Genomic DNA, 25,027 nt, shown 5'->3' on the forward strand with positions numbered 1-25,027 from the left:
TAACCGATTGTTCAAGCCGATGACGGAGGGTTTCCGGCGGGGCGTCCATCCCGGCCTCGGCGCGCCCTTCCGGCGCGTCAGATGATCGAGCCCGACCGGAGAGGTAGATGCGGCAGTTGATTGCGAGCTTCCTGAAGAATCAGGCTGGCGCGACCTCGATCGAATACGCCATCATTGCCGGCGGATTGAGCATCGTGATCCTGGCGGCCGTCAATGGCCTGGGCTCGGGGCTGAGCAGCAAGTTCACCGCGATCAACACCTCGATCAAGTAGCCCGCCGGTCAAATTGCCGCGTGATCAACTCATTGGCCGAATCAACTCATTGGCCGATCAAGTCACAGGCGTCGTGATTGTGCACGACGCCTGCTGCATTGTGCCCCATCCCATTCTGTTGCATGCGACGCGCCGCCAGTCTCCACGAACGAAGCTTCCGGCGGGGGCATCGCCGGAAGCTCGTCGAGCAGTCAGAGGTTCAACAGCCCAGCTTCAAAAGTTGCGCTGGGCGCGCAGCAGCATGCTCACCGTGTCCTGGTCCTTGAGCTGGTAGATCGCGGCCGGCTTCGCCGTGCTCGTGACGGCCGGAGCAATCGCCGTGCCCGAATATTTCTGGTCGAGGTGGCTGTAGGTCACGTCGGCCGAGAAGGTCAGGCCCTTGACCGGCGTCCATCGGGTGATGAGGCCGATCTGTCCGAGATTGAAGTCGGGGTTGCAGGTCGAGCCCGCCGTCAGCATCGCGGTGGCGGCAATGCCGGCACAGATGAGGCTCGATCCCGTCTGGCCATAGCGCACCTGGGCATAGGCGCCGTACAGCGCCGTATTCCAGCGCGGATCCCAATTGTGGGTGAAGGCGCCGCGCATGCCCCAGGTCTGCACGGTCGACAGGCCCGTGCCGGTGCCGAACACCGCGTCGGCGACGCCGGCGAAGCCGATGCTCTGATAGGCGCCGGCTACGTTGGTGCCGCCGTACATCGCGTAGGTCGTGTTGGCGAGGCTCTGGAAGTTGTAGCGGCTCGCGCCGTCGGTGTAGACCGCCTGCAGGTTGACGACGTCGCCCGGACCGGTCGGGATGTTCTTGATCGACAGCGCCAGTTGCGCGGCCCAGCCCCACTTGTCGGAGGGATGACCCGAGGTCTCGGTCGCGCCGTAATAGGCGGCATGATTGTCATGCGCGGCGAACGACGCCTGGAAGATGCCCCACGCCTGGTCGACGCGCACCATGCCGATGATGTCGGGGGACACGTTCCCGCCGATGCTGCTGGTGCCGTAGGCGCCGCCGAGCACGCCCGCCGCGGTGATGCCCGAGGTGTTCCAGATGTTGGTGGTGAAGAACTGCGTCTGGTCTTCCAGCGAGACCGCGGCGGTGATGCCCTGGCCGAAATCGGCGGTGTAGGTGAACTGGTTGACGCCGTTGTTGGAGCCGCTGCCGCCGACCAGGCCGTCGAAATTGTTGCCGGGATAGTTGGTCCAGGGCGCGTCGAAGGTCGACACAGCCTTGCCCATCGTGAAGCCGGCGAACTGGATGAAGGCGTAGTAGACGCCGACGATGCCGCCCGAGATGGCATCGCCAGTGTAGGAGGTGGCGCCGGCGCCCGCGCCGCCATAGGAGCCCGAAGTCCAGTTCAGCACGGTCTCGAAGTAGGTGCGCACCACGCCATATTCGGTCGCGGTGCGCGTATCGATGTTCAGATCCTGGCGCGAACGGGTCTGATAGCGGTTGCTCAGGCGGTTGTCTGCGCCGGCCTGGCCTGAATAGGCGCCACCGTAGTTGCTGTTGGTCCACAGCGCGGTCTCGGCGCGCAGATAGCCGCCGAGCTTGATGCAGGTGTCGGTGCCGGGAATGTAGTAGAAGCCGGTGCCATACAGCGAGCACACCTTCACATATTCGACGGCCTTGGCCTTCAGCGGAAGATCCGCGGCCTGAGCCGCTGCGGCGGACAGTATCACTGCTCCCGTCCCGAGTAGCAGGCCCCTCAACGTCTTCATTTCCGTTTCTCCGGTTGACGGCGATGCACACGGCCCCCCGCGTGTCGCCTCTGGCTTCGCCAGATTGCTGCTCTCACACATTTGATTCCGTCGACGGCTTGATCGGCGCGACTGGCGGAATGGTTGAATGCAGTGTGCATGAGCCAATTTCGATTTGATGAATGTGCTCTGCTTGTTCGAGGCACACTCGATCGTCGTTAACACGCTGCTCGCACGCACCAGCGTCGACGCGGTCACGCCGCGGTTTTGGCCTCGCTGTGTCGATTTGTTAATGGTGATAATCGTGAATAGGTTAGATGGGAATCCCGAACAATCCCGCTGCACATCGCAAACTGCGCGCATCATGGCGTTTCGCAGCGTCGCTGCCGACGCGCGAATGATCTCTCCGGCCTCGCACGTGATCTCAGCGGCGGTTGGGCTCGACGTGCATCGACGTTCGATGTGACGTCGCTGCTACCAACCCGTGTGCGCCGTAATCCGCCGCGCGCGACATCGCGTCCAGGGTGACGCCGCTGCGCCAGCGCTTGACGAAGTCGAGAAAGACCTGCAGCGGCATCGGCGGTTGCCGGCGGCTCGGATGGTACAGGAACAGTCCGGGCGTCGCGTAGCTCCAGCCGGGCAGCAGCCGCATTAGCCGTCCTTCGGCCAGATGCGGCTCGATCATCGGCTCGACGAGATAAGCAACGCCGATGCCGTCGAGCGCGGCATTCAGCGCAAGATCGAAGTCGTTGACGATGAGGGAGCCGTCCACTGCAATCTCGGTGCGCTCGCCGCCCTTTTCGAAGATCCAGGGCTGCAGCGTATCGTCGGCAGGGACCCGATGCCGGATGCAATTATGGGCCTGGAGATCCTCGGGAACGGCCGGCGCGGGATGCGCCGCGAGATAGCCGGGGGCGGCAACCGCAACGAAGCTGCACTCGTCGAAGACGCGGATGACCTTCATGTCGCGCTCCACCCGGTGTCCGGATCTGATGCCGGCATCAAAGCGATTGCGCACGATGTCACTGTTGGTGTCGTCGACAGCCAGTTCGATATGGATGTCCGGGTATTCGGCCAGGAATGACCTGATCAGGGGGCCGAGCCCCCTTACGGCGAACACGCGGGATACGGTCAGGCGCAGGGTGCCCATCGGCTTGTCGCGGAACGCGTTGATGCTCTCGATGGCCTGGTCGACCCGTTCGAGAATCGGCTGGATCTCCGCCAGCAGGCGCTCGCCGGCCTCCGTGAGGGCCACGCTGCGTGTCGTCCGGTTGAACAGCCTGACGTCCAGCCGCTCCTCGAGGCTCTTGATGGTCTGGCTGATGGTGGGCAAGGAGCAGCCGAGATAAGCGGCGGCCTTGGTGAAGCTCAACGAATCCGCGACGGCTGCGAAAGCGGAGAGCTCGGACAGCTGAACCCGTGCCATCGCTAGGCGTACTGCGCCCGGCGTTGGTCCGCATCGTGCTGAAACATCCATATCCCCCTGATACGCCGCGTCGTGCGGCTGGGACGACTTCGCCAGCGTCGTCCCGACCGACCAGGCACATCAATCTTCCATCAGGAAGCTGTACGCCCGGATCACCATCCCGCGCCGCAGAGCTAGGCGCGACGTGATCATTCCGCAAGCATCGGAGCGATGTCGACACGATCACAAATCCGCGCCTGATCGCTGGATCACCGTCGCAGGATCAACTTACCTGACCAAGGCAGATGTTTCCGCCGTGAATGGGACGGCAGCGATCGATGCGGTGTCCTTGGTGGATGACAGACCCGTGGCGCCACGCGCGGTGTGGCGTGCCCGCTGCAACACCTGGAACTCGCGGCAGTCGCGGCCGAGCGACCGTTATGCAGAGGACCCGTACGACGTGCAGAGATCCGGAGGTCGCTCGCCGTATCGAAGCGTCAACTCGCCTTGCGTGAGCGTGCGGTGGTTCGCACCGGCTTCTCCGACTTCTTCGGCTCCTCGGCCTTCTTCGTCTCGTCCTTGGCCTTCTTGCCGCTGATCGGCAGCAGCATCTCGCGCTGGCCTTCGACGCGCTTCTTCGGCTTCTTGGCCTTGGCTTTCGGCGCGGGGGCGGCCGCGGCAGGCGCCTTGTCACCCTCGTTGGCAAGGCTGCGCTTCAGGGCGTCCATCAGGTTGATGACGTTGCCGCTCGACTTCGGCGCGGCCTTGGCGGCGATCGTCACGCCGCTGCGCTTCTTGTTGATGAGCTCGATCAGCGCGGCCTCGTAGTGATCCTCGAAGTTCTCCGGCTGGAAGTCGGCCGATTTCTTCTCGACGATGTGCTTGGCGAGATCCAGCATGTCGCTGGTGATCTTCACATCCTGGATGTCGTCGAAATATTCTTCCTCGTTGCGCACTTCGTAGGGGTAGCGCAGCAGCGTTCCCATCAGGCCCTTGCCGAGCGGCTCCAGCGCGATGATGTGCTCGCGGTTCGTGAGCACGACACGGCCGATCGCGACCTTGTCCATGCTGCGGATGGTCTCGCGAATGACCGCGAAGGCGTCATGGCCGACCTTGCCGTCAGGGACGAGGTAATAGGGGCGGATCAGATAGCGGCTGTCGATGTCGGTGCGCGGCACGAACTCGTCGATCTCGATGGTGTGCGTCGATTCCAACGCGATGTCCTCGAGCTCGTCCTTGGTGACCTCGATGTAGGTGTCGGTGTCGACCTTGTAGCCCTTGACGATGTCGTCATTGGCGACTTCCTCGCCGGTCTCGGCATCGACCCTGCTGTATTTGATGCGGTGGCCGGTCTTGCGGTTGATCTGGTTGAAGGAGACCTTCTCGGACTCCGACGTCGCCGGATAGAGCGCGACCGGACAGGTCACGAGCGACAGGCGCAGAAAACCCTTCCAATTGGCGCGCGGGGCCATGACCTACTCCACTTAACTCCGAACTAACGGCTTGCTCCGAACCGGGCTGCTGCGGATGTCGTTCTCGCGGCAGCCGCGAGGATAACACCCGAGGCTGCGGATTCAACAAGCTGGCCGGCAGATTCTCGGATCGGCGTTAACCCGTCGCAGGGGGGCGCCGTACCGGAACATCACCTGGCTGCCGACGTTGCCAACGAGAGTGCGTGACAGAGCGCTTTACCGCTCGAACGCGGATAACAGTCAGCTGAGGGCACCATGGCAGCCAGACGACCGACGCAGATCGTCGAGACCCCCACCGAAGCGCGGCAGGGTGAGCCTGGACCGTCGGTCCTGGCGATCCTGGCCATCTCCACCGGACTGGCGCTGCTGGTCCTCGGCCTGGTCTGGTTCGTGTTCTTCCGCACCTGACACGAGGACCGTTCGACCCGCTCCGTTGCGTGGCTGGGGAGGGGACCGGGGGAGCAACGTCCGTCCGCGTCCCCGCAGGTCCGCGTTCGAGCCCCGCCATCGGTGCGGCGGGTCTTCACATGCCCATCCTCCAGAGCTTATATCCGCCCCAATTCTGTCGGCCCTTGCCGGCGGTCCCGATCGAGATGACCAAAAAGTAACTTGGTCGCTCGGGTTCCGTTCATGCACGGTTCACGGCCTTCCGGTTCATCTTGAGGGCGGAAATCGTGCAGTTCAGCTTTGGAGGCAAGCGTGCGTCTGCTCGTTGTCGAGGACGATCCGGATCTCAACCGTCAGCTCACCACGGCCCTGAGCGACGCCGGCTACGTTGTGGACCGTGCGTTCGATGGTGAGGAAGGGCACTATCTGGGAGACAGCGAGCCCTACGACGCTGTCGTGCTGGACATCGGCCTGCCCAAGATGGACGGCATCTCGGTGCTGGAAGCCTGGCGGCGCAATGGCCGGGCGATGCCCGTGCTGATCCTGACCGCGCGCGACCGCTGGAGCGACAAGGTCCAGGGCTTCGACGCCGGTGCCGACGACTATGTCGCCAAGCCGTTCCATCTCGAGGAAGTCCTGGCGCGCATCCGCGCGCTGCTGCGCCGCTCGGCCGGCCATGCCCAGAGCGAGCTGACCTGCGGGCCGGTCACCCTCGACACCCGCACCGGCAAGGTCAGCGTGTCAGGCAACCCCGTCAAGATGACCTCACACGAATACCGCCTGCTGTCCTATCTGATGCATCATTCCGGTCGCGTCGTCTCGCGCAGCGAGCTGGTCGAGCATCTCTACGACCAGGACTTCGACCGCGATTCGAACACGATCGAGGTGTTCGTCGGCCGCATCAGGAAGAAGCTCGACTGCGACGTCATCCAGACCGTGCGCGGCCTCGGCTACCTGCTGACCCCGCCGCCGGCCGCAGGCGCCTGATCCGTTTCCGGAGCATGCCATTCGAGGTGGCCGGGCGCCGGCCGTTTCGCTAGTTTGCGGTCATGCGCCAGAGTTCACTTGCCACCCGGTTGTTCCTGTCCGCGACCGCGTGGCTCGTGGTCATTCTCGCCATCACCGGCATCGTGCTGTCCTCGGTCTATCGCAACGCGACCGAGCGCGCCTTCGACCGACGGCTCAACCTCTATCTGCGTACCCTGATCGCCGAGGTCGCCACCCCCGACGATCCGCCGGACCGCCAATTCCAGTCATTGGGTGAGCCGCTGTTCGAGCTGCCGCTGTCCGGCTGGTACTGGCAGATCACCCGTACCGACGCCGAGAAGCCGGAGGTACGGGCCTCGCGCTCGCTGTGGGACAAGAAGCTGCCCAAGCTGGAGGAGCAGGGGGTCGAGCTCACGGCGGCCGGGATCCGGATCGGCTATGTCGAGGGGCCGGAGAACCAGGACCTGCGCATGGTCGAGCGCCCGGTGGATCTCGGCTCCGACGGCAAATTCCTGGTCAGCGTCGCCGGCGATGCCTCGGAGATCTTCGACGAGACCCGCAGCTTCGACTATTACCTCGGCGGCACCTTCACGGCGCTCGGGATCGTGCTGCTGCTCACGACCATCTTCCAGGTCCGCTATGGCCTCGCGCCGCTGAAACGGATCTCCGAATCGATCGCCGACATCCGGTCCGGGCGCGCCGAGCGGCTGGAAGGGGAGTTTCCGGTCGAGATCGCGCCGCTGGCCCGCGAAACCAATGCGCTGATCGATGCCAATCGCGAGATCGTCGAGCGGGCGCGCACGCATGTCGGCAATCTCGCCCATGCCATCAAGACGCCGCTCTCCGTCATCGTGAATGAAGCGGCGACCCATGCGGCGGACCCCTTCGCGGCCAAGGTCATGGAGCAGGCGGACGTCATGCGCGACCAGGTCGCCCACCACCTCGAGCGGGCGCGGATCGCCGCGCGCGTCACCATCGTATCCACCGTGACGGAGGTGGCGCCGGCCATCGAGGCGCTGCGGCGCACCATGGAAAAGATCTACCGCAACCGCAGCATCGTGGTCGAGGCGACCGCCGATCCCGCCGCGAGGTTTCGCGGTGAGCGCCAGGATCTGGAGGAGATGGTCGGCAATCTGGTCGACAATGCCTGCAAATGGGCGGCTTCGCGGGTTTCGGTCGAGCTCACGGTGGAGCCGCCGGCCCAGTCCGGGGCGTCGCCGATGCTGCGGATCGTGGTCGACGACGATGGCCGCGGCCTCTCGGCCGCCGAGCGCGCCCAGGTGCTGCGGCGCGGCCAGCGGCTGGACGAATCCAAGCCGGGATCGGGGCTCGGGCTGTCGATCGTCACCGATCTGGCCGCGCTCTATGGCGGCCGCCTGACCCTGGGCGATGCCCCGACCGGGGGGCTGCGGGCGGAGCTGAGATTGCCCGGCGTTTGACGGGGCGGCGAATTTCGCCATCCTAAAGGTGTTCTTAATACCGCGGACGCTATGGTTCGGGCAGGGGTGCGCGATGTGCGCTCTCGCCGTGGAAATTTGCACGCCGGCGCATGGGTCAGACAGCTCACGAGCGGTTAAGGGAATATCTCGGGCAGCTGCCGCCGAACGCGCAGTCGCTCCTGATGCGCGAATTCGAGCGCGCCATCGAGCGCGGCCAGGACGTCGCCGTGGCGACCCTGGTGCTCGAGCAGCTGCGCAAGGTGGTGCGTCCCGTCGCGCCGCCGGCTCCCGCTCCATCTGCCGACCCGGCGCGGCCCCAACCCGCCATCGAGATCGCCCGTCCGCAGGCCCGCGAGGAGCGCCGCCAGAGCGGCGATGGCCCGCGTCGGCTGTTCCGGCCGCTCGACCCGTTCCTCACCGATTCCACCGGTCCTCTCCGTCCCGGCCAGATCCGCCGTGCCTCGCTGCTGCCGGTCTGGCAGTGGCTCGGCCGCGAAGGCGCGCCGGAGCGCTACGCCGAATTCGAGGCCGCGATGGCGGTCTCCAGCGACAGTTCGCGCGAGGTCGAGATGGCCGCGCGCAAGCTGCAGCGCGCCGCCGCCGACGCGCTGATGAACCTCGTCGGCCCCAACGCGACCGGCGACCGCCAGCGCGCGCTGGCCCGCATCGGCGCCCCCAGCGTGATCGAGGATCTGCTGCCGATCGCGCTGGTGCTGCAGAATCGCGAGGCGCTCGACGGCCTCAACGGCCGGCTGCCCGGCATCATCCGCGTGCTCGGCGATTCGCAGATTGCCTCCGTCACCGAAGCCATCAACGTGCCGTCGCTGCAGACGCCCTCGATGCTGCCGTTCGCATTGTCGCTGGTGATGCAGCGGCTCGCCGCGCCCTGGCAGATCATCCGGCTCGCCACCAAGATCGCGGCATCGGACGACGAGATCCGCGTGGCGGCGACTCCGTTCGGCGTCGCCGTCACCATCGCGCTCAACGATCTCGCCGGGCTCGCCTCGGTGCTGCGCGCCGACATCCGGCGCGGTCATTTCTCCAATCTCGGCGATACGCTGAAGACGCTGCATGACGGCGTTCGCGGCCTGCGCACCGAGCTCGACCTGCGCTCGGAATCGAACTGGGGCAAGCAGCTCACCGCGATCCGCGCCGACATCTCCAATGCCCTGCAATCGGAGATCGACAGCGTGCCGGGCCGCGTCCGCCGCATCCTGCGCCAGCGCGCCGACAAGGACATTCCGGCCGGCGCCGGCGTCGACGGCAGCGAGGTCGAGGAGGTGGCGGCGCTGATCGAGTTCGTCGCCGTCTGCCGCAACTATGCCAGCGAGCTCGCGATCAACGAGGTGACGCTGCGGACCTATTCCGACCTGCAGCAATATGTCGAGAAGGCCACCGAAGCGCTGGTGCAGTCGCTGCGCTCGGGCGATGCGCGGGCGCGCGCCTATCGGCAGTCGCAGGTGTCGGCGGCGATCCGCTTCTGTCACGTCCTGTTCGGCAACGACTACGCCCAATTGATGAGCAGGGCGGCCGAGAACGCGATGAACGGCGAGCGAAAATCCTCGCGCGCCGGCTGAGATTTTCTGCTAATCTGTTTACGTTTTTGATTTTGCAATTTCAGGTTGACCCCGCCCCGGGGCCACGCATAGGTTCCCGCCAGGTTCCATCCGTTTTCATCAAGACCATGATTTCCGTCATCAACTTCGTCGAGGTCGAGAACCGCGTCGTTCGCGCGACCTATCGCAACCTCATGATCAAGGCGAAGGTCGTGCTCGTCGACAAGACGAGCGGGGCGCCACTCGCCGATCCCGTCACCACCATCGCGTCTCCGGTCCCGGTCGGGTCGCTGCGGATCAGGCTCACCGACCATGTCAGGCCGGGGACCTATTTCCTGGTGGCCCTGAACGGGCGCGGCAGCTATCTCGCCAAGAGCGCCGAGTTCGAGGTCCCCTAATTACGTAATCCTCCTGAGTTTTTTGGCGCGGACGGCTGGGCTACCACGGCGGCAAATGTGAATTGCCGCCGGGAACGGTGCTGGTTAAAAGCGGCGCGAGGCGCGCCTGCCGGTGGGCGCTGACTGGAACTCTGTCCGATGACTCTCTGGTTCGTGTTCGCCGTGATGACGGCCGCGGCGATCTTCGCCGTCCTGCTGCCGCTCGGCCTGGGCGCGCGGGCCTCGTCGGACGGTCGCGAGGTCGTCGTCTACAAGGACCAGCTGGCCGAGATCGAGCGCGACGTCGAAGCCGGGCTGATCGGCAAGGTCGAAGCGGAGGCCGCGCGGGTCGAGATCGGCCGCCGCCTTTTGGCCGCCGCGGACCAGGAGGGCGAGGCCGCGGTGAAGCCGAGCCTCGGCCTGCGCCGCGCGTCGGCCGTGCTGGCGCTGATCGGGGTGCCGATCGTGGCGCTCGCGGTCTACCTGCCGCTCGGCTCGCCGCAACTGCCGGATTTCCCGCTCACCGCACGCGCGGCGCCGCCCACCGGGACGCAGCCGCTGGAAACGCTGGTGGCGCAGGTCGAGCAGCATCTGCAGAAGAATCCGACCGACGGCCGCGGCTGGACCGTGCTCGCCCCGGTGCTGGCACGGCTCGGCCGCACCGATGACGCGATTCGGGCCTATCGCAACATGATCACCTATGCCGGCGACGGCGCGGCCAAGCGCGCCGATCTCGGCGAGGTGATCACGGCCGCCGCCGGCGGCGTCGTCACCGCCGAGGCGAAGGCGGAGTTCGAGCGGGCCCATGCGCTCGAGGCCGACGAGCCGAAGTCGAACTACTACCTCGGTCTCGCCGCCGAGCAGGACGGCCGCAAGGACGATGCGGGCGCGATCTGGCGGGCGATGCTGGGCAAGGCGCCGGCGGATGCGCCGTGGCGGCCGCTGGTGACGGCGGCGCTCGGCCGGGTCGGCGGCGGCGAGGTGCCGGCGCTGCCGAGCGAGGCGATGGCCGCGGCCAAGAGCATGAGCGACGGTGACCGCGAGACGATGATCCGCGGCATGGTCGACCGGCTGGCGGCGCGGCTGAAGCAGAATGGCGACGACGTCGAGGGCTGGCTGCGCCTGGTGCGCGCCTATGTCGTGATGGGCGATCTCGACAAGGCCAAGGGGGCGCTGTCGGATGCGCGGCAGGCGGTGTCCGGCGATGCCGAGCGGTTGCGGCAGCTCAACGAGGGCGTGAAGACTTTCGGCTTGGATGGATGAGCGGCGCTTCCGCCGCCAACGGGATGACGGGATGACACGCAAGCAGAGGCGTTTGACGATCATCGGCGGTGCGCTGTTCGTGCTCGCGGTCGCGGCAGGGCTGGTGCTCAACGCGCTGCGCGACTCCATCGTGTTCTTCTCGACCCCGACCATGGTGGCGGAGAAGCATATCGGCCCGGGCAAGCGCTTCCGGCTCGGTGGACTGGTGCAGCCGGGCTCGCTGAAGCGCGGCGACGATCTCGACATCAGCTTCGAGGTCGCCGACGGCGGCGCCAAGCTGGCGGTCGCCTACAAGGGCATCCTGCCGGATCTGTTCCGCGAAGGGCAGGGCGTCGTCGCCGAGGGCGCGCTCGATGCCAACGGCGTGTTCAAGGCCGACACCGTGCTCGCCAAGCACGACGAGACCTACATGCCCAAGGAAGTCGCCGACAGCCTGAAGAAGCAGGGCCATTGGAAGGACGATTACGGCAAGCCGCAAGCCGGCGCGAAGCCAGCCGGCGCAGCCACACCAAGCCCGGTGTCGATGCGCGAGGGGGCTGACAAGAGCGCGGCAGGAGCGACGCAGTGATTGCAGAGAGCGGACATTATGCCCTGGTGCTGGCACTCGCGCTGGCGCTGATCCAGTCGACCGTGCCGATGCTCGGCGCCGCCCAGCGCGACGTCGCGCTGATGAATGTCGGCCGCTCGGCGGCGCTGGCGCAATTGCTGTTCGCCGGTCTCTCCTTCATCGCGCTGATCACCCTGCACGTGACCTCGGACTTCTCCGTCGCCAACGTGTTCGAGAACTCGCACTCGATGAAGCCGCTGCTCTACAAGGTCACCGGCGTGTGGGGCAACCACGAAGGCTCGATGCTGCTGTGGGTGTCGATCCTGGCGCTGTTCGGCGCCATGGTCGCGGCCTTCGGCAACAATCTGCCGCTGTCGTTGCGCGCCCGCGTCCTCGCGGTGCAGGCCTGGGTCGCGACCGCGTTCTATCTGTTCATCCTCACCACATCGAACCCGTTCACGCGCCTCGCCACCCCGCCGATCGAGGGCCGCGACCTCAACCCCGTCTTGCAGGATATCGGGCTCGCCGTGCATCCGCCGATGCTCTATCTCGGCTATGTCGGCTTCTCGATCTCGTTCTCCTTCGCCATCGCCGCGCTGATCGAGGGCCGCATCGATGCCGCCTGGGCGCGCTGGGTGCGGCCGTGGACCCTGATGGCCTGGATCTTCCTGACGCTCGGCATCGCCATGGGCTCGTACTGGGCCTATTACGAGCTCGGCTGGGGCGGCTGGTGGTTCTGGGACCCGGTCGAGAACGCCTCGCTGATGCCCTGGCTCGCCGGCACCGCGCTGCTGCACTCCGCCGTCGTCATGGAGAAGCGCAACGCGCTCAAGGTCTGGACCATCCTGCTGTCGATCCTGACCTTCTCGCTGTCCCTGCTCGGCACCTTCCTGGTGCGCTCCGGCGTCATCACCTCGGTGCACGCCTTCGCCAGCGATCCCACGCGCGGCGTCTTCATCCTCGGCATCCTCGTGCTGTTCATCGGCGGCAGCCTGACGCTGTTCGCCGGCCGCGCCACCGCGCTGAAGCAGGGCGGCCTGTTCGCGCCGATCTCGCGCGAGGGCGCGCTGGTCTTGAACAATCTGCTGCTCACCGTGTCCTGTGCCACCGTGCTGTTCGGCACGCTCTATCCGGTGATCATGGAGGCGCTCGACTTCAAGCTCTCGGTCGGCGCGCCCTTCTACAACATCACCTTCGGCCCCTTGTTCGCGCTGCTCTTGCTGACGGTGCCGTTCGGCCCGATGCTGGCGTGGAAGCGCGGCGATCTCGTCGCCGCGATGCAGCGGCTGCTCGCGGCCGGCGTCACCGCGCTGGTGGCGATCGCGATCGTCTGGGCGTGGGCGCGCGGCGGCAGCGCGCTGGCGCCTGTTGGCATCGGCCTCGGCGTGTTCGTGATCACCGGCTCCGTCGTTGATCTGGTCGAGCGCAGCGGCGTGGCCCGCGTGCCGTTCAGGACCGCGCTGCACCGGACCCGCGGCCTGCCGCGCTCGGTGTGGGGCACGGCGTTCGCGCATGCCGGCCTCGGCGTCGCGCTGCTCGGCATCGTCTGCGAGACCACCTGGAACAGCGAGCTGATCAGCACGCTCCGTCCCGGCGACGTCCGCAATCTCGCCGGCTACCAGATCAAGTTCGACGGCATGACCCAGCGCCAGGGCCCGAACTTCAGCGAGGTCGTCAGCACCTTCGTCATCAGCGAGGACGGCAGGCAGCTCAGCGTCCTGACGCCGAGCAAGCGCAGCTTCGCCACCCGCGGCATGTCGACGACGGAAGCCGCGCTGATGACCCGCGGTGTCAGCCAGCTCTACGTCTCGCTCGGCGACGCCACCGCCGACGGCGGCCTCGCCGTGCGCATCTATCACAAGCCGCTGGTGCTGCTGATCTGGTTCGGTCCGGTGCTGATGGCGTTCGGCGGCCTGCTGTCGCTGTCCGATCGTCGTCTCCGTGTCGGTGCGCCGCGGCCGGCGCGTGCCGCGCACGCGCTGCAGCCGGCGGAGTAGGGCGGATGCGACGCATTCTCGGTCTCGCGGCGCTCGCGCTGCTGCTGCTCGCGGCGCCGATGGCGCATGCGGTGCAGCCCGACGAGGTCATGGCCGACACGGCCAAGGAGCAGCGCGCCCGCGCGCTGTCGCGCGAGCTGCGCTGCATGGTCTGCCAGAACCAGTCGATCGACGATTCCGATGCGCCGCTGGCGCGCGACCTGCGCCTCCTGGTGCGCGAGCGTCTCGCCGCCGGTGATAGTGACAATCAAGTGCTCGACTTCCTGGTCGCGCGCTACGGCCAGTTCGTGCTGCTGAAGCCGCGCTTCGAGCGTCAGACCCTGTTGCTGTGGCTGCTGCCGCCGGTGCTGTTGCTCGGCGGCGGGCTTGCGCTGTGGCTGCAGGTGCGCCGCCGCGGCCAGCGCGGCCCGGAGGCCACGCCGAAGCTGACGGCGGAGGAGGAGGCGCGGCTCGCCGCGCTGATGGCCGCCGAGCAGCCGCCGCCGGCGACATGAAGTGCGCGACTTATGGTCGATGCGCCGCGCCGGTTTCGGAGCTCACCCTCATGGTGAGGAGGCGCGCAGCGCCGTCTCGAACCATGAGGCCACAGCGCGGGCCTCGCCCTTCGAGACGCCCGCCTGCGGCGGGCTCCTCAGGGTGAGGAGCGGAAGGCAGAACGTGGCCGGAATGGTCAGCGTCCAGCACGCCTTCGATGCTCCATCTTGCTTCGGCCGGTAGCCCGCAAAACCCCGTGCTCGCCCCGCCCCCGTGCTTTCATCTTATTTTACCTTTGTCTGGAAGTGTGCGTTGACATTCCGTCTGACGTACCCGGGCAAAGCCGATGTTCTCCAACAGTAATCTGACGATCCGCTTCCTCGTGGGGGGCGTCGTGGCCTCTCTCCTCATGCTGTTGGCGATCGGCGGCGGCACCGGCTTCATCGCGGTGCTCTATCTCAACAACCAGATCACCAGCCTGTCGTCGGATTTCGCCAGTCTCAGCGGCCCGGCGCGTGATCATGCGATGCTGACCTATCAGCAGGCGCATTCGGCGTTCTCCTACTTCCTCATGGCCTGCGTCGCCATTGCCGTGTTCGCCAGCGCCGTCTGCCTGATGACCTACGCCGCCGTGCAGAACGGCATCCTGCGCCCGCTCGCCGCGATGGTCAGCGCCATGCGCGACGTCGCCGACCAGAAATTCGACACGCGCATTCCCGGCCTCGGCCTCGGCAACGAGATCGGCCAGCTCGCCGGCGCGCTGGAGGTGTTCAAGACCAACGGCATCGAGCGCCAGCGCCTCACGGAGCGCGAGCTGCAGGAGGCCCAGCGCCAGGGCGAGCGCTCGCGCTTTCTCGACGGCCGCATCCACTCCTTCAACGAGCTCGTCGCCAGCGTCGTCGGCAGCGTGGCGTCCTCGGCGGTCCGGCTGAAGAGCAATGCCGAGACGCTGTCGCGCGCCGCCAACGACACCTCTGCCAAAGCCAATGCGGTCGAGGCCGCCGCCAACCACGCCAATCGCAGCGTCCAGACGGTGGCCGGCTCGGCCGAGGAGATGTCGAGCTCGATCGGCACCATCAGCCGCCGCGTCTCCGACGCCACCCAGCGCGCCGAGGGCGCGGCGTCGCAGGCCGAGAAGAGCAAGAACACCATCCATTCGCTGTCGGACGCCGCCGAGAAGATCGGCGCCGTCGTGCAGCTCGTACAGGCGATCGCCTCGCAGACCAATTTGCTGGCGCTGAACGCCACCATCGAGGCCGCCCGCGCCGGCGAGGCCGGCAGGGGCTTCTCGGTCGTGGCGTCGGAGGTGAAGAACCTCGCCAACCAGACCAGCAAGGCAACCGACGAGATCTCCGCCCACGTCGCCAGCATCCAGGGCATCACCGCCGAGACTCGCGGAGCCATCGACGGCATCTCGACCACGCTCTCCGAGATCAGCGCCATCATGTCCGGCATCGAGGTCGACACCTCGCAGCAGCGCAACGCCACCCAGGACATCTCCAAGAGCGTCCAGGAGGCCGCCCGCGGCACCCTCGACGTCTCCAACCACATCGCCCAGATCACCTCCACCTCGGCCGAAACCGGCCGCCTCGCCACCGACGCCCGCGACGCCGCCGGCGAGCTGTCGCAACAGGCCGAGACGCTGAAGCGCGAGGTGGATGCGTTCATCGTGAGCGTGAAGGCGAGCTAGTAGTTGCGGGCATTTCGCCCGTAGCCCGGATGAGCGCAGCGACATCCGGGGTCTCACGCGCCGCCGAGGCGAATCCGGACATCGCTGCGCTCATCCGGGCGACGCGTTCGGTCGAGTAGGGCGGATTAGCGCAGCGTAATCCGCCACTGCAGACCGAGCTCGGATCGCGGCGGCTTACGCCTGCGGCTAAGCCGCCCTACGCACCACCGATGGGGCGGTCCGTCCCGTAGCCCGCATGAGTGCAGGACATCCGGGATTGCACCAGCTCTAGAGATGACTCCGGATATCGCTGCGCCCATCCGAGCTACGCTTGCTACTCACCATGAGGATTAAGAGTTCGCGGCGTTTTGAACCTCTTCTTGAGGAGCCCGCCGCGGGTGGGCGTCTCGACGGATGGGCCACGAGCGCTGTACCTGCGAGTTTAGATTCATTTACGATGAGTTCAGCGCACTAGTTTGGACGAGTAATGCCGACATCCGCGTTCGTACACGCTAGCCGTGTTGACCCCGGATATCGCCACGCGGATGGGGCCACGCTCGCTGTTCTTTTGGTGAAATCGTGCGTACATTCATGCCGCCCATTCGTGGGTTCAAACGAAGCCGTGGAGGAGATAATGAGCGCGCTGACCTATATTTCCGTTTGGAAATGTATATCCGCTCGTATTCATGGTCTTGAGCGAGCGGCTGCAACACACGCGCGGTTCCTCGCAGCAAATAACAAATCGTCGTATGGCGCAGAGAAGGAGTTGCAACGTCAGTGTGCTGACATTCTTGTTTCAATCGAAAGCTTTCAGCAAGATTACGAGAGCTTGCTACCTGTGACCGCGACTCTCGCCATAGACGCATTTAAGGATGACGCTGGTCGTCAGATTAAAGAGAACTCTGTAGCTGATGCTTTGCTCGTTCGCACTATCATCGTGAAACTCATCGCCTTCGAGGCGGAGTTGACGTATTTGCTGAGCAATCACACTGAGCAACTCCGATCTGCGTCTGAGCTGGCGTTTTTGCACCTACAACGCCAAATCGTTGCTGACGAGGACTATCGGTCAAAGTGGCAAAAGGCGCATTCGCACCATGAAACCGCGTGCGAGAAGCTCGGTTCGGTCCATCTCCTTTGGCATGGCATTTGGGCTTTTAAGGTGAGTGCCACGGCAGGAGGGCAAACTGACCTTGTTTATCAAGAGCCTTTGCGGATTGACGCAGCACCTCTCTCACTCGGGTTTGTATTGACCGAATGGAAGCGAGTGACCGCTGGCAATGCAGATAGCGCCTACCGTGAAGCGAAGGCTCAAGCGGAAATCTATAGAGGCGGGATACTCGGCGGATTGGAGCTGACCAGCCATCGCTATTTGGTGGTTGTAACCAAAGAGCAAATTAACGTCCCGGAAGACATCAGGGAGAGCAACATCGTGTATCGTCACATCAACATCGCGGTGGACCCTCAACTGCCATCTGCGGCGTCGAAGAAATTATCCAAGTAAAGGGTGTGCTGTTCTGGCGCATGTGATCCGTGGCTTAGGTACATTCCAGCTCTCCTGTCGTGGCCGGCTAAAACCACTCGCCTTCCGAAAACCCGCCTACGAATTCCGAAAATCAAAAATACTCTTGCGCTCCACCCCAAATCACCCTTATCCTCCGCGCGTTCCGTTCCGCTGAGGGAGCGTATCGCGATCGTCACGGACGCGGGTTTCGGAATGCGATGGACGCGGGCTGCCGCAGCGGGGTTTGGCCTCGCCGACGAACGGCGGAACGCGGACGGGAAATCGTGTGGTCCTGGTCGCCCGATGCTGCGGCCAAGCCGGTGGTGATGATCCGCCGGTGACGGGGGCAAGACAGCCGGTCCCCGGGGAGATCACGTATAATCGTTAACACCATCGCACAGGGAGGGCCGGGCGTGTTCGGCCAGACCTGTGGTACCTGCCGCCTGCATTTTTTCCGCAGGCGGGCCACGGGCGCGGCCAGCGCCCGGCCTTCCCTGTGCCCTCGACGTGAGGGTGCGAGTTTGAAGGGCATAGCTCGGGCGCGGGATGCGTCGCGAGGATGTGGAGGCTCGACTCGCGGCTAGTTTTCTCCAAATGCTGTTTGATAGTGTGGATCAGGATAGTTGCTCCGGGCGTCATTGCGAGCGCACCGGACGGGTAGGGCGGATTAGCGAAAGCGCAGTCCGCCGGGGGCTGGCTCCGGTGCGGGCGGATGTGCGGCGGCTGGATCGGGGGCTGTTGGAAAGGCGGCGGGTTACGCCTGCGGCTAACCCGCCCTACGGGGGTTACGACTTTGGTCGGACCGGCCAAAATGATGGCCGCTACGGGGCGGCCGGGACGTGGGCAAGCGCCTGGTCTCGCAAGGCTTTTCCGTCGCGCTCCACCATCTGCGCCATTCCGCCGCAGTGTTCGTGTCCGTCCATTACAGAAGTTTAACGCCGCAGCCAGCACGCCGTAAGGCGGCGGCCCCCATCTTCACTGGCGAACGGGGCGCACAGCCCGGGACCCCAGTTTAGACCTTGACCAAAATCGCTTGCGGAGAAAACCGTATGACTGACCGTCCGACCGACCTGTCCTCGCTTCCGTCCTATCGCCAGCCCCGGCGCGGGCTGTTCTCGGCGCGCAAGTTCGCGCTGATGGCCTCCGTGGTCGCGGGCCTCGGCGTCGCCGCCTATGGCCTGTCGCCGCAGGGGGCGCCGGTCGATCTGTTCTCGACCTCGGCGCACGCGCAGGTCGCCAACGAGGTCAGCAAGGTCGCGCGCCCCGTCGGCTTTGCCGACATCGTGGAGCGGGTCAAGCCGTCGGTGATTTCGGTCAAGGTCAACATCGCGGAGAAGGTCGCCAAGGACGACAGCGACGACGATACGCCGTTCCAGCCGGGCTCGCCGATGGAGCGCTTCTTCCGCCGCTTCGGCGGTGAGAACGGCATTCCCGGCATGCCGGGTCGCGGCGGCCGCGGTGGTGGTCGCGCCGTGACCGGGCAGGGCTCCGGCTTCTTCATCTCCGCCGACGGCTATGCCGTGACCAACAACCACGTGGTCGACGGCGCCAACAAGGTCGAGGTGACGACCGACGACGGCAAGACCTACAGCGCCAAGGTGATCGGCACCGACCAGCGTACGGATCTGGCGCTGATCAAGGTCGAGGGCAGCACCAACTTCCCGTTCGCCAAGCTCGCCGACGGCAAGCCGCGCATCGGCGACTGGGTGTTGGCGGTCGGCAATCCGTTCGGCCTCGGCGGCACGGTGACGGCCGGCATCGTCTCGGCCGTGGGCCGCGACATCGGCAACGGCCCCTATGACGATTTCATCCAGATCGACGCCCCCGTGAACAAGGGCAACTCCGGCGGTCCGGCGTTCGATGTCGACGGCAATGTCGTCGGCGTCAACACCGCGATCTATTCGCCGTCCGGCGGCAGCGTCGGCATCGCGTTCTCGATTCCCGCCTCCACGGTCAAGAGCGTGATCGCGCAGCTCAAGGACAGCGGCTCGGTCAGCCGCGGCTGGATCGGCGTGCAGATCCAGCCGGTGACGCAGGACATCGCCGACAGCCTCGGCATGAAGAAGGCCGAGGGCGCGCTGGTCGCCGAGCCCCAGGCCAACGGTCCGGCGGCGAAGGCCGGCATCCAGTCCGGCGACGTCATCACGGCGGTCAATGGCGAGCCGGTGAAGGACGCGCGTGAGCTCGCCCGCACCATCGGCGGCATTGCGCCGGGCGCCTCGGTCAAGCTCAACGTCCTGCAGAAGGGCCAGGAGAAGACCATCAACCTGACGCTCGGCAAGCTGCCGAACACGATCGAGGCCAAGGCCGACACCGGCGGCGACAATGCGAGCCCGACCCGCGGCGCCGACGTGCCGAAGCTCGGCATGACCGTCGCGCCCGCTTCGAGCGTCGCCGGCGCCGGCAAGGACGGCGTCGTCGTCACCGAGGTCGATCCGAAGAGCGCGGCCGCCGATCGCGGCTTCAAGGAAGGCGACGTCATCCTGGAGGTCGCGGGCAAGTCGGTGACCTCGGCCGGTGACGTCCGCGAGGCCATCAACGCCGCGAAGGCCGACAACAAGAACAGCGTGCTGATGCGTGTGAAGAGCGGCGGCCAGTCGCGCTTCGTCGCGGTGCCGCTGGCCAAGGGCTAAGAGCCCTTACGAGATGGGAGGCCGCCGGCAAGTGCCCCCGCGTCGGCGGCTCTTCCTGGGGCGGGCTTAAAGTTCCGCTCCCACAGACCTTCCGTTGGACAACGCCCCCCTCCGTCGGAAGGAACTCGGGCGGTGAGGTCCCCCAACCTCACCGCCCACTTTGCTGCCGATCAACCCCGGGCCCACGCCGCCTTGCACGGAAACCGCGGCCGGTCCATGTAGATGGACACCAACCGTGACCACCGCCCCCGTTTCCGCAATGCGCCTCCTGATCATCGAAGACGACCGCGAGTCCGCCGACTATCTGGTCAAGGCGTTCCGCGAGGTCGGACATGTCGCAGACCTCGCCAGCGACGGCGAGGAGGGGCTCGCCATGGCCGAAAGCGGGGATTACGACGTGCTGGTGGTCGACCGCATGCTGCCCAAGCGCGACGGCCTGTCGCTGATCGGCGCGCTGCGCGACGAGGGCAACCGGACGCCGGTGCTCATTCTGTCGGCGCTCGGCCAGGTCGATGACCGCATCAAGGGCCTGCGCGCCGGCGGCGACGACTATCTGCCGAAGCCCTACGCCTTTGCCGAGCTGCTCGCCCGCGTCGAGGTGCTGTCGCGCCGCCATGGCGGACCGGCCGAGGAGACCACCTACAAGGTCGGCGATCTCGAGCTCGACCGTCTTTCTCACAGGGTTGCGCGCGGCAAGGACGAGCTCACCCTGCAGCCGCGCGAGTTCCGCCTGCTCGAATATCTGATGAAGCACGCGGGGCAGGTGGTGACGCGCACGATGCTGCTCGAGAACGTCTGGGATTATCACTTCGATCCGCAGACCAACGTGATCGACGTCCACATCTCGCGGCTGCGCTCCAAGATCGACAAGGGGTTTGACCGTCCGCTGCTCCACACCATCCGCGGCGCGGGGTATATGATCCGTGACGGCCTTCGGTAAGCTGATCCGCACCACGGCGTTCCGGCTGACGCTGGTCTATCTGCTGTTGTTTGCGCTGTTCGCCGCCTCGCTGCTCGGCTATTTCGCCTGGAACACCCGCCGCCTCATCACCGAGCAGATCTCGACCACGGTCACCTCCGAAATCAGCGAGATGACCGACATCTTCGCCCGCTGGGGCCTGCGCGGAATCGTCGGCGCGATCGAGAGCCGCGCGCTGCGGCCCGGCGCCAATCTCTATCTCATCACCACGCCGACCGGGCAGGCGATCGCCGGCAATGTCGGCTCGCTGGCGCCGGGCGTGATGGGCTCGTCCGGCTGGTCGGAGACGTTCTACCGGCGGCTCGACGACAGCACCGAGCATAGCCACCGCGCGCTGGTCTATGTCACGCAGCTCTCCAGCGGTTTTCGGCTTTTGATCGGCCGCGATCTCGAGGAGCGCCGCCGCCTGTTCGGCATCGTCGCCAAGGCGGCGCAATGGTCGGTGCTGGTGGTGGTCGTGCTCGGCATCGGCGGCGGCATCTTCGTCGCGCGGCGCGTGCTGCACCGGATCGATGCCATGACCGGCACGACGCGGCGGATCATGGATGGCGATCTCTCCGGCCGTCTGCCGGTCGGGCGCAGCGGCGACGAGCTCGATCGCCTGGCCGAAAATCTCAACGCGATGCTGGAGCGCATCGAGGCGCTGATGACCGGCCTCAAGGAGGTCTCCGACAACATCGCGCATGACCTGAAGACGCCGCTGACGCGGCTGCGCAACCGCGCCGAGGAGGCGCTGGCGAAGTCGCGCTCCGAGGACGAATATCGCGCCGCGCTGGAACGCACGATCGAGGAATCCGACGGCCTGATCCGGACCTTCAACGCGCTCTTGATGATCGCGCGGGCGGAGTCGGGGCAGGCGCGCGGCGACATGGTCGAGTTCGACGCGGCCGAGGTTGCCGGCGGCATCCACGAATTGTACGAGCCGCTGGCCGAGGACAATGAGATGACCTTGCGGGTCAAGGCCGCGGCCGCGCCGGTGCATGGCAATCGCGAGCTGATCAGCCAGGCGCTCGCCAATCTCGTCGAGAACGCGATCAAATACGGCAAGCCGGCGGCGCTGCCGCTCGATGCCGCCGCCGCCGCTGATAGCCGCGAGATCCTGATCGAGGCGCGGCGCGAGGGCGGACAGGTGCTGCTCAGCGTCACCGATCATGGCGAGGGCATTCCCGAGGCCGAGCGCAAGCGCGCCGTCGAGCGTTTCGTCCGGCTGGAGGCGTCCCGCACCTTGCCGGGGTCCGGCCTCGGTCTCAGCTTGGCGTCCGCCGTCGCGACCCTGCATGGCGGCGAGCTCCGGCTCGCCGATGCCAGGCCGGGGCTGATCGCGACGCTGGTGCTGCCGGCCGGTGCCGGCGTGCCCGCGAAGCTTGCGGCGCCGGCGCAGGATGTGCCACAGAAGGCCGCATGACCTCATCCGCGCCGGGAAACGCGGACGGGCAGACGCTGGCCGAACGTTTCGTTGCCGGCCCGCATGTCCGTGCGCCCGACAAAGCCGAACACCGCCTCCACGAGTGGCTCGCCGAGCTTGAGCCGTCCTTGGCCGTCTCGCTCCGCGCGCTGCTCGCCGGCGGCTGGCCGCGAACCATCCTGCTCGGGATTGCCGAGTGCTCGCCCTATCTGTTCGATCTCGTCCGCGCCGATGGCCATCGCCTGGACCGTCTTTTGCGCTGCGACCCGCAGGCGCACCTTTCCGAGCTGATCGCCCGCACCGGCCGCGAGGTGTTCGCCGCCTCCAGCGAAACCGAGGTGATGAGCCTGCTGCGGCGGCTGAAATCCGAGGCGGCGCTGCTGATCGCGCTGTGCGACATCGGCGGCGTATGGCCGGTGATGCAGGTGACGGCGGCGCTGACCGACGTCGCGGTGTCCTCGGTGCAGATGGCGCTGCGGTATCTGCTGCGCCTGGAGACGGTGCGCGGCCGGCTTGCGCCCGTTGATGCCGACGATCCGGAGCAGGGCAGCGGCCTGTTCGTGCTCGCGATGGGCAAGATGGGCGCGGGCGAGCTCAACTATTCGAGCGACATCGACCTGATCGTGTTCTTCGACCCCGAGGTCAATTCGCTGGCGCGCGACATCGAGCCGCAGCCGTTCTTCGTCCGCGTGACGCAAGCGATGGCGCGGCTGCTGCAGAGCCGCACCGCGGACGGCTATGTGTTCCGAGTCGATCTCCGGCTGCGGCCGGATCCGGCCTCGACGCAGGTGGCGATGTCGACCGAGGCGGCGCTGCATTACTACGAGCGCGAGGGCCGCACCTGGGAACGCGCCGCGATGATCAAGGCGCGGGTCTGCGCCGGCGACGTGGTCGCGGGCGAGGCGATGCTGGCCGAGCTGTCGCCCTTCGTGTGGCGCAAGCATCTCGACTTCCAGGCGCTGACCGACGTCCACGACATGAAGCGGCAGATGCAGGTCTATCGCGGCCACAGCGAGATCGCGGTCGAGGGCCACAACGTCAAGGTCGGGCGCGGCGGCATCCGCGAGATCGAGTTCTTCGCCCAGACCCAGCAACTGATCGCCGGTGGAAGACACCCCGAGCTGCGGGTGCGTCCGACCCTGCAGGCGCTCGACGTGCTCACCGCCAGCAAGTGGATCACGGAGCAGGCGCGTGACGAGCTCACCACGGCCTATGAGTTCCTGCGCCGGGTCGAGCACCGGCTGCAGATGATGGCGGACGAGCAGATCCACAGCCTGCCCGACGATATCGAGGGCGTGAGCCGCTTCGCATGCTTTTTCGGCTACGACAGCCGCGAGCGGTTCGCGACCGATCTGCTGTTCCATCTCGACGTCGTGCAGGGACACTACGCCCGGCTGTTCGAGGGCGATCCCACCGGCACCGTCAGCCTGCCGGCGGTGAACTACGGCGCCGGTCCCGACGAGCCGCGCCTGATGGAGCATCTTGCCGGATTGGGCTTCCGCGATCCGGTGATGGTCGCCAAGACCCTGCAGCAATGGCTCGCGGGCGAGTACCGCGTGTTCCGCACCGATGCGACGCGCACCGCGTTCACGGATTTCCTGCCCGCGCTGATCGATGGCCTCGCCCATGCCGACGAGCCGGATCGCGCGGTCGTCGCCTTCGACCGTTTCCTGCAGGCACTGCAGCTCGGCGGCCGCCTGATCACCCTGCTCGGGCAGAACCGCGATCTCGTGGCGCTCGTCGCGCTCGTGCTCGGGGCGGCGCCTCGGCTCGGCGACATGCTGGCGCGGCAGCCGCGGCTGATGGACGGTCTGATCGATCCGCGCTTCTTCGGCGCCATCCCGGACCGGCGTGAATTGTCGGAGCGGCTGGCGTCGACGCTGCAGGATGCCGGGACCTATGAGGAGTTTCTCGATCGTCTCAGGCTGTTCGGCCAGGAGAGCCTGTTCCTGATCGGCACGCGCATCCTCTCCGGGACGGTGTCGGCGCAGCAGGCCGGCACCGCGTTCGCCGATGTCGCCGAGGGCATCGTGCACACGGTGCATGATCTCGTGACCGACCGCTTTGCCGCCCAGCATGGCCGCATCGAGGGCCAGGAGACCGCGATCGTCGCGATGGGGCGGCTCGGCGCGCGCGAGATGACGGCCTCGTCCGATCTCGACCTGATTTTGCTGTATGATTTCGATGCCGACGCGCCGGATTCCGACGGCGAGCGCTCGCTGCAGGGCGCGCATTATTTTGCACGCTTCACCCAGCGGCTGATTTCGGCTTTCACGTCGCGCACCAATTACGGCGTGCTCTACGACATCGACATGCGGCTGCGGCCGTCGGGCCGCGCCGGTCCGCTGGCCTCGCACATCAATTCCTTCGCGCATTATCAGGAGCAGGAGGCGTGGACCTGGGAGCACATGGCGCTGACGCGCGCGCGGGTGATCTCGGCGTCGCCGGCGTTTCGGGCGCACATCGAGGAGATCATCCAGGCGGCGCTGCGCCGGCCGCGCGACAGGAGCGCGATCGCGCGCGACGTCGCCGACATGCGCCGCGCGATCGCCGCCGAGAAGGGCGAGGCCGATCTGTGGGATCTCAAGCACGCCGCCGGCGGCATGGTCGACATCGACTTCGTCGCGCAATATCTGCAGCTCGTCCATGCCGCGACGACGCCGGAGATTCTCGATGTCAGCACGCTTGCGGTGCTCGACAATGCCGAGCGGCTCGGCGTGCTGCCGCGTGCTGAAGCCGTGATCCTGCGTCAGGCCGCGCGGCTGTATCACGATCTGACGCAGATCGTGCGGCTGTGCGTCAGCGACAAGTTCAAGCCGGATCAGGCCGGCGAGGACCTGCTGCGGGTGATGACCCGGGCGGGCGACGCGCCGGATTTCTCGGCGCTCGAGGCGAGGCTGCGCGAAACGCAGACCGAGGTGCGGCGCGTGTTCACCGCACTCGTGGAGGGATGACCGGACCAGGCGCGCGGTAGG

19 protein-coding genes are annotated in these 25,027 nt (G+C 66.4%); 16 read left to right on the top strand and 3 right to left on the bottom strand.

The annotated features are described in order from the left end of the window. The first annotated feature begins 107 nt into the window (after positions 1 to 107). Positions 108 to 272 carry a Flp family type IVb pilin gene (locus tag QX051_RS22025; protein WP_315716136.1) on the top strand — a complete coding sequence of 55 codons (165 nt, stop codon included), beginning with the start codon at positions 108 to 110 and terminating at the stop codon, positions 270 to 272. Between the two features lie 213 nt (positions 273 to 485). Here QX051_RS22025 and QX051_RS22030 read toward each other — a convergent pair whose 3' ends face one another. The 3 genes from QX051_RS22030 to QX051_RS22040 all read right to left on the bottom strand — a co-directional run bounded on the left by QX051_RS22030 (position 486) and on the right by QX051_RS22040 (position 4,838). Further along, positions 486 to 1,982 carry a porin gene (locus tag QX051_RS22030; protein ID WP_315777566.1) on the bottom strand — a complete coding sequence of 499 codons (1,497 nt, stop codon included), beginning with the start codon at positions 1,980 to 1,982 and terminating at the stop codon, positions 486 to 488. Positions 1,983 to 2,385: 403 nt separating this feature from the next. After that, complete coding sequence (locus QX051_RS22035; protein WP_315777567.1) at positions 2,386 to 3,387, bottom strand: LysR family transcriptional regulator; 1,002 nt, start codon at positions 3,385 to 3,387, stop codon at positions 2,386 to 2,388. A 476-nt stretch (positions 3,388 to 3,863) separates the two neighbouring features. Next, positions 3,864 to 4,838: a Ku protein gene (locus QX051_RS22040; protein WP_315777568.1), complete on the bottom strand. Its 975-nt coding sequence runs from the start codon at positions 4,836 to 4,838 to the stop codon at positions 3,864 to 3,866. Between the two features lie 255 nt (positions 4,839 to 5,093). Here QX051_RS22040 and QX051_RS22045 point away from each other — a divergent pair, with 255 nt between their 5' ends. From QX051_RS22045 to QX051_RS22115, 15 genes are all read left to right on the top strand, one after another. Next, positions 5,094 to 5,246: a hypothetical protein gene (locus QX051_RS22045; RefSeq protein WP_315739841.1), complete on the top strand. Its 153-nt coding sequence runs from the start codon at positions 5,094 to 5,096 to the stop codon at positions 5,244 to 5,246. Between the two features lie 291 nt (positions 5,247 to 5,537). After that, positions 5,538 to 6,212, top strand: coding sequence for a response regulator transcription factor (locus QX051_RS22050; RefSeq protein ID WP_006614547.1), 675 nt, complete (start codon positions 5,538 to 5,540; stop codon positions 6,210 to 6,212). 62 nt (positions 6,213 to 6,274) lie between these two features. After that, on the top strand, positions 6,275 to 7,651 hold the full coding sequence (locus QX051_RS22055) for a sensor histidine kinase (protein WP_315777569.1): 1,377 nt from the start codon (positions 6,275 to 6,277) through the stop codon (positions 7,649 to 7,651). Positions 7,652 to 7,761: 110 nt separating this feature from the next. Beyond that, positions 7,762 to 9,228, top strand: a complete 1,467-nt coding sequence (locus tag QX051_RS22060) for a hypothetical protein (protein WP_315777570.1) — start codon at positions 7,762 to 7,764, stop codon at positions 9,226 to 9,228. 107 nt (positions 9,229 to 9,335) lie between these two features. Further along, positions 9,336 to 9,605 carry a hypothetical protein gene (locus QX051_RS22065; RefSeq protein WP_315739838.1) on the top strand — a complete coding sequence of 90 codons (270 nt, stop codon included), beginning with the start codon at positions 9,336 to 9,338 and terminating at the stop codon, positions 9,603 to 9,605. A 138-nt stretch (positions 9,606 to 9,743) separates the two neighbouring features. Beyond that, on the top strand, positions 9,744 to 10,847 hold the full coding sequence (ccmI, locus tag QX051_RS22070; protein ID WP_315777571.1) for a c-type cytochrome biogenesis protein CcmI: 1,104 nt from the start codon (positions 9,744 to 9,746) through the stop codon (positions 10,845 to 10,847). 31 nt (positions 10,848 to 10,878) lie between these two features. Beyond that, complete coding sequence (gene ccmE, locus QX051_RS22075) at positions 10,879 to 11,415, top strand: cytochrome c maturation protein CcmE (protein ID WP_315739836.1); 537 nt, start codon at positions 10,879 to 10,881, stop codon at positions 11,413 to 11,415. Then, positions 11,412 to 13,391 carry a heme lyase CcmF/NrfE family subunit gene (locus QX051_RS22080; RefSeq protein ID WP_315777572.1) on the top strand — a complete coding sequence of 660 codons (1,980 nt, stop codon included), beginning with the start codon at positions 11,412 to 11,414 and terminating at the stop codon, positions 13,389 to 13,391. The genes ccmE and QX051_RS22080 overlap by 4 nt, the downstream gene beginning before the upstream one ends. 5 nt (positions 13,392 to 13,396) lie before the next feature. After that, a complete protein-coding gene (locus tag QX051_RS22085; protein WP_315777573.1) occupies positions 13,397 to 13,885 on the top strand; it encodes a cytochrome c-type biogenesis protein in 489 nt (162 codons plus the stop codon). Between the two features lie 326 nt (positions 13,886 to 14,211). Beyond that, positions 14,212 to 15,555: a methyl-accepting chemotaxis protein gene (locus QX051_RS22090; protein ID WP_315777574.1), complete on the top strand. Its 1,344-nt coding sequence runs from the start codon at positions 14,212 to 14,214 to the stop codon at positions 15,553 to 15,555. Positions 15,556 to 16,168: 613 nt separating this feature from the next. After that, the gene (locus QX051_RS22095; protein WP_315777575.1) at positions 16,169 to 17,035 is read left to right on the top strand and encodes a hypothetical protein; all 867 of its coding nucleotides are present in this window, start codon (positions 16,169 to 16,171) and stop codon (positions 17,033 to 17,035) included. Between the two features lie 1,049 nt (positions 17,036 to 18,084). Further along, the gene (locus QX051_RS22100; protein WP_315777576.1) at positions 18,085 to 19,668 is read left to right on the top strand and encodes a Do family serine endopeptidase; all 1,584 of its coding nucleotides are present in this window, start codon (positions 18,085 to 18,087) and stop codon (positions 19,666 to 19,668) included. 259 nt (positions 19,669 to 19,927) lie between these two features. Then, complete coding sequence (locus QX051_RS22105; RefSeq protein ID WP_315739932.1) at positions 19,928 to 20,608, top strand: response regulator transcription factor; 681 nt, start codon at positions 19,928 to 19,930, stop codon at positions 20,606 to 20,608. Continuing rightward, positions 20,592 to 22,052: a sensor histidine kinase gene (locus QX051_RS22110; RefSeq protein ID WP_315716154.1), complete on the top strand. Its 1,461-nt coding sequence runs from the start codon at positions 20,592 to 20,594 to the stop codon at positions 22,050 to 22,052. Before QX051_RS22105 ends, QX051_RS22110 begins: the two co-directional genes overlap by 17 nt. Further along, the gene (locus QX051_RS22115) at positions 22,049 to 25,006 is read left to right on the top strand and encodes a bifunctional [glutamine synthetase] adenylyltransferase/[glutamine synthetase]-adenylyl-L-tyrosine phosphorylase (protein ID WP_315777577.1); all 2,958 of its coding nucleotides are present in this window, start codon (positions 22,049 to 22,051) and stop codon (positions 25,004 to 25,006) included. Before QX051_RS22110 ends, QX051_RS22115 begins: the two co-directional genes overlap by 4 nt. The last annotated feature ends 21 nt before the right edge of the window (positions 25,007 to 25,027 follow it).

This window comes from Bradyrhizobium sp. SZCCHNR1053, from assembly GCF_032381235.1.
Taxonomy (GTDB): Bacteria; Pseudomonadota; Alphaproteobacteria; order Rhizobiales; family Xanthobacteraceae; genus Bradyrhizobium.

Coding starts and splice junctions, on each gene's coding strand:
- QX051_RS22035 (WP_315777567.1), bottom strand. CDS start 3,387: ATGGCACGGGTTCAGCTGTCCGAGCTCTCCGCTTTCGCAGCCGTCGCG.
- QX051_RS22090 (WP_315777574.1), top strand. CDS start 14,212: ATGTTCTCCAACAGTAATCTGACGATCCGCTTCCTCGTGGGGGGCGTC.
- QX051_RS22040 (WP_315777568.1), bottom strand. CDS start 4,838: ATGGCCCCGCGCGCCAATTGGAAGGGTTTTCTGCGCCTGTCGCTCGTG.
- QX051_RS22105 (WP_315739932.1), top strand. CDS start 19,928: ATGCGCCTCCTGATCATCGAAGACGACCGCGAGTCCGCCGACTATCTG.
- ccmI (WP_315777571.1), top strand. CDS start 9,744: ATGACTCTCTGGTTCGTGTTCGCCGTGATGACGGCCGCGGCGATCTTC.
- QX051_RS22065 (WP_315739838.1), top strand. CDS start 9,336: ATGATTTCCGTCATCAACTTCGTCGAGGTCGAGAACCGCGTCGTTCGC.
- QX051_RS22045 (WP_315739841.1), top strand. CDS start 5,094: ATGGCAGCCAGACGACCGACGCAGATCGTCGAGACCCCCACCGAAGCG.
- QX051_RS22085 (WP_315777573.1), top strand. CDS start 13,397: ATGCGACGCATTCTCGGTCTCGCGGCGCTCGCGCTGCTGCTGCTCGCG.
- QX051_RS22055 (WP_315777569.1), top strand. CDS start 6,275: ATGCGCCAGAGTTCACTTGCCACCCGGTTGTTCCTGTCCGCGACCGCG.
- QX051_RS22095 (WP_315777575.1), top strand. CDS start 16,169: ATGAGCGCGCTGACCTATATTTCCGTTTGGAAATGTATATCCGCTCGT.
- QX051_RS22025 (WP_315716136.1), top strand. CDS start 108: ATGCGGCAGTTGATTGCGAGCTTCCTGAAGAATCAGGCTGGCGCGACC.
- ccmE (WP_315739836.1), top strand. CDS start 10,879: ATGACACGCAAGCAGAGGCGTTTGACGATCATCGGCGGTGCGCTGTTC.
- QX051_RS22115 (WP_315777577.1), top strand. CDS start 22,049: ATGACCTCATCCGCGCCGGGAAACGCGGACGGGCAGACGCTGGCCGAA.
- QX051_RS22100 (WP_315777576.1), top strand. CDS start 18,085: ATGACTGACCGTCCGACCGACCTGTCCTCGCTTCCGTCCTATCGCCAG.
- QX051_RS22030 (WP_315777566.1), bottom strand. CDS start 1,982: ATGAAGACGTTGAGGGGCCTGCTACTCGGGACGGGAGCAGTGATACTG.
- QX051_RS22060 (WP_315777570.1), top strand. CDS start 7,762: ATGGGTCAGACAGCTCACGAGCGGTTAAGGGAATATCTCGGGCAGCTG.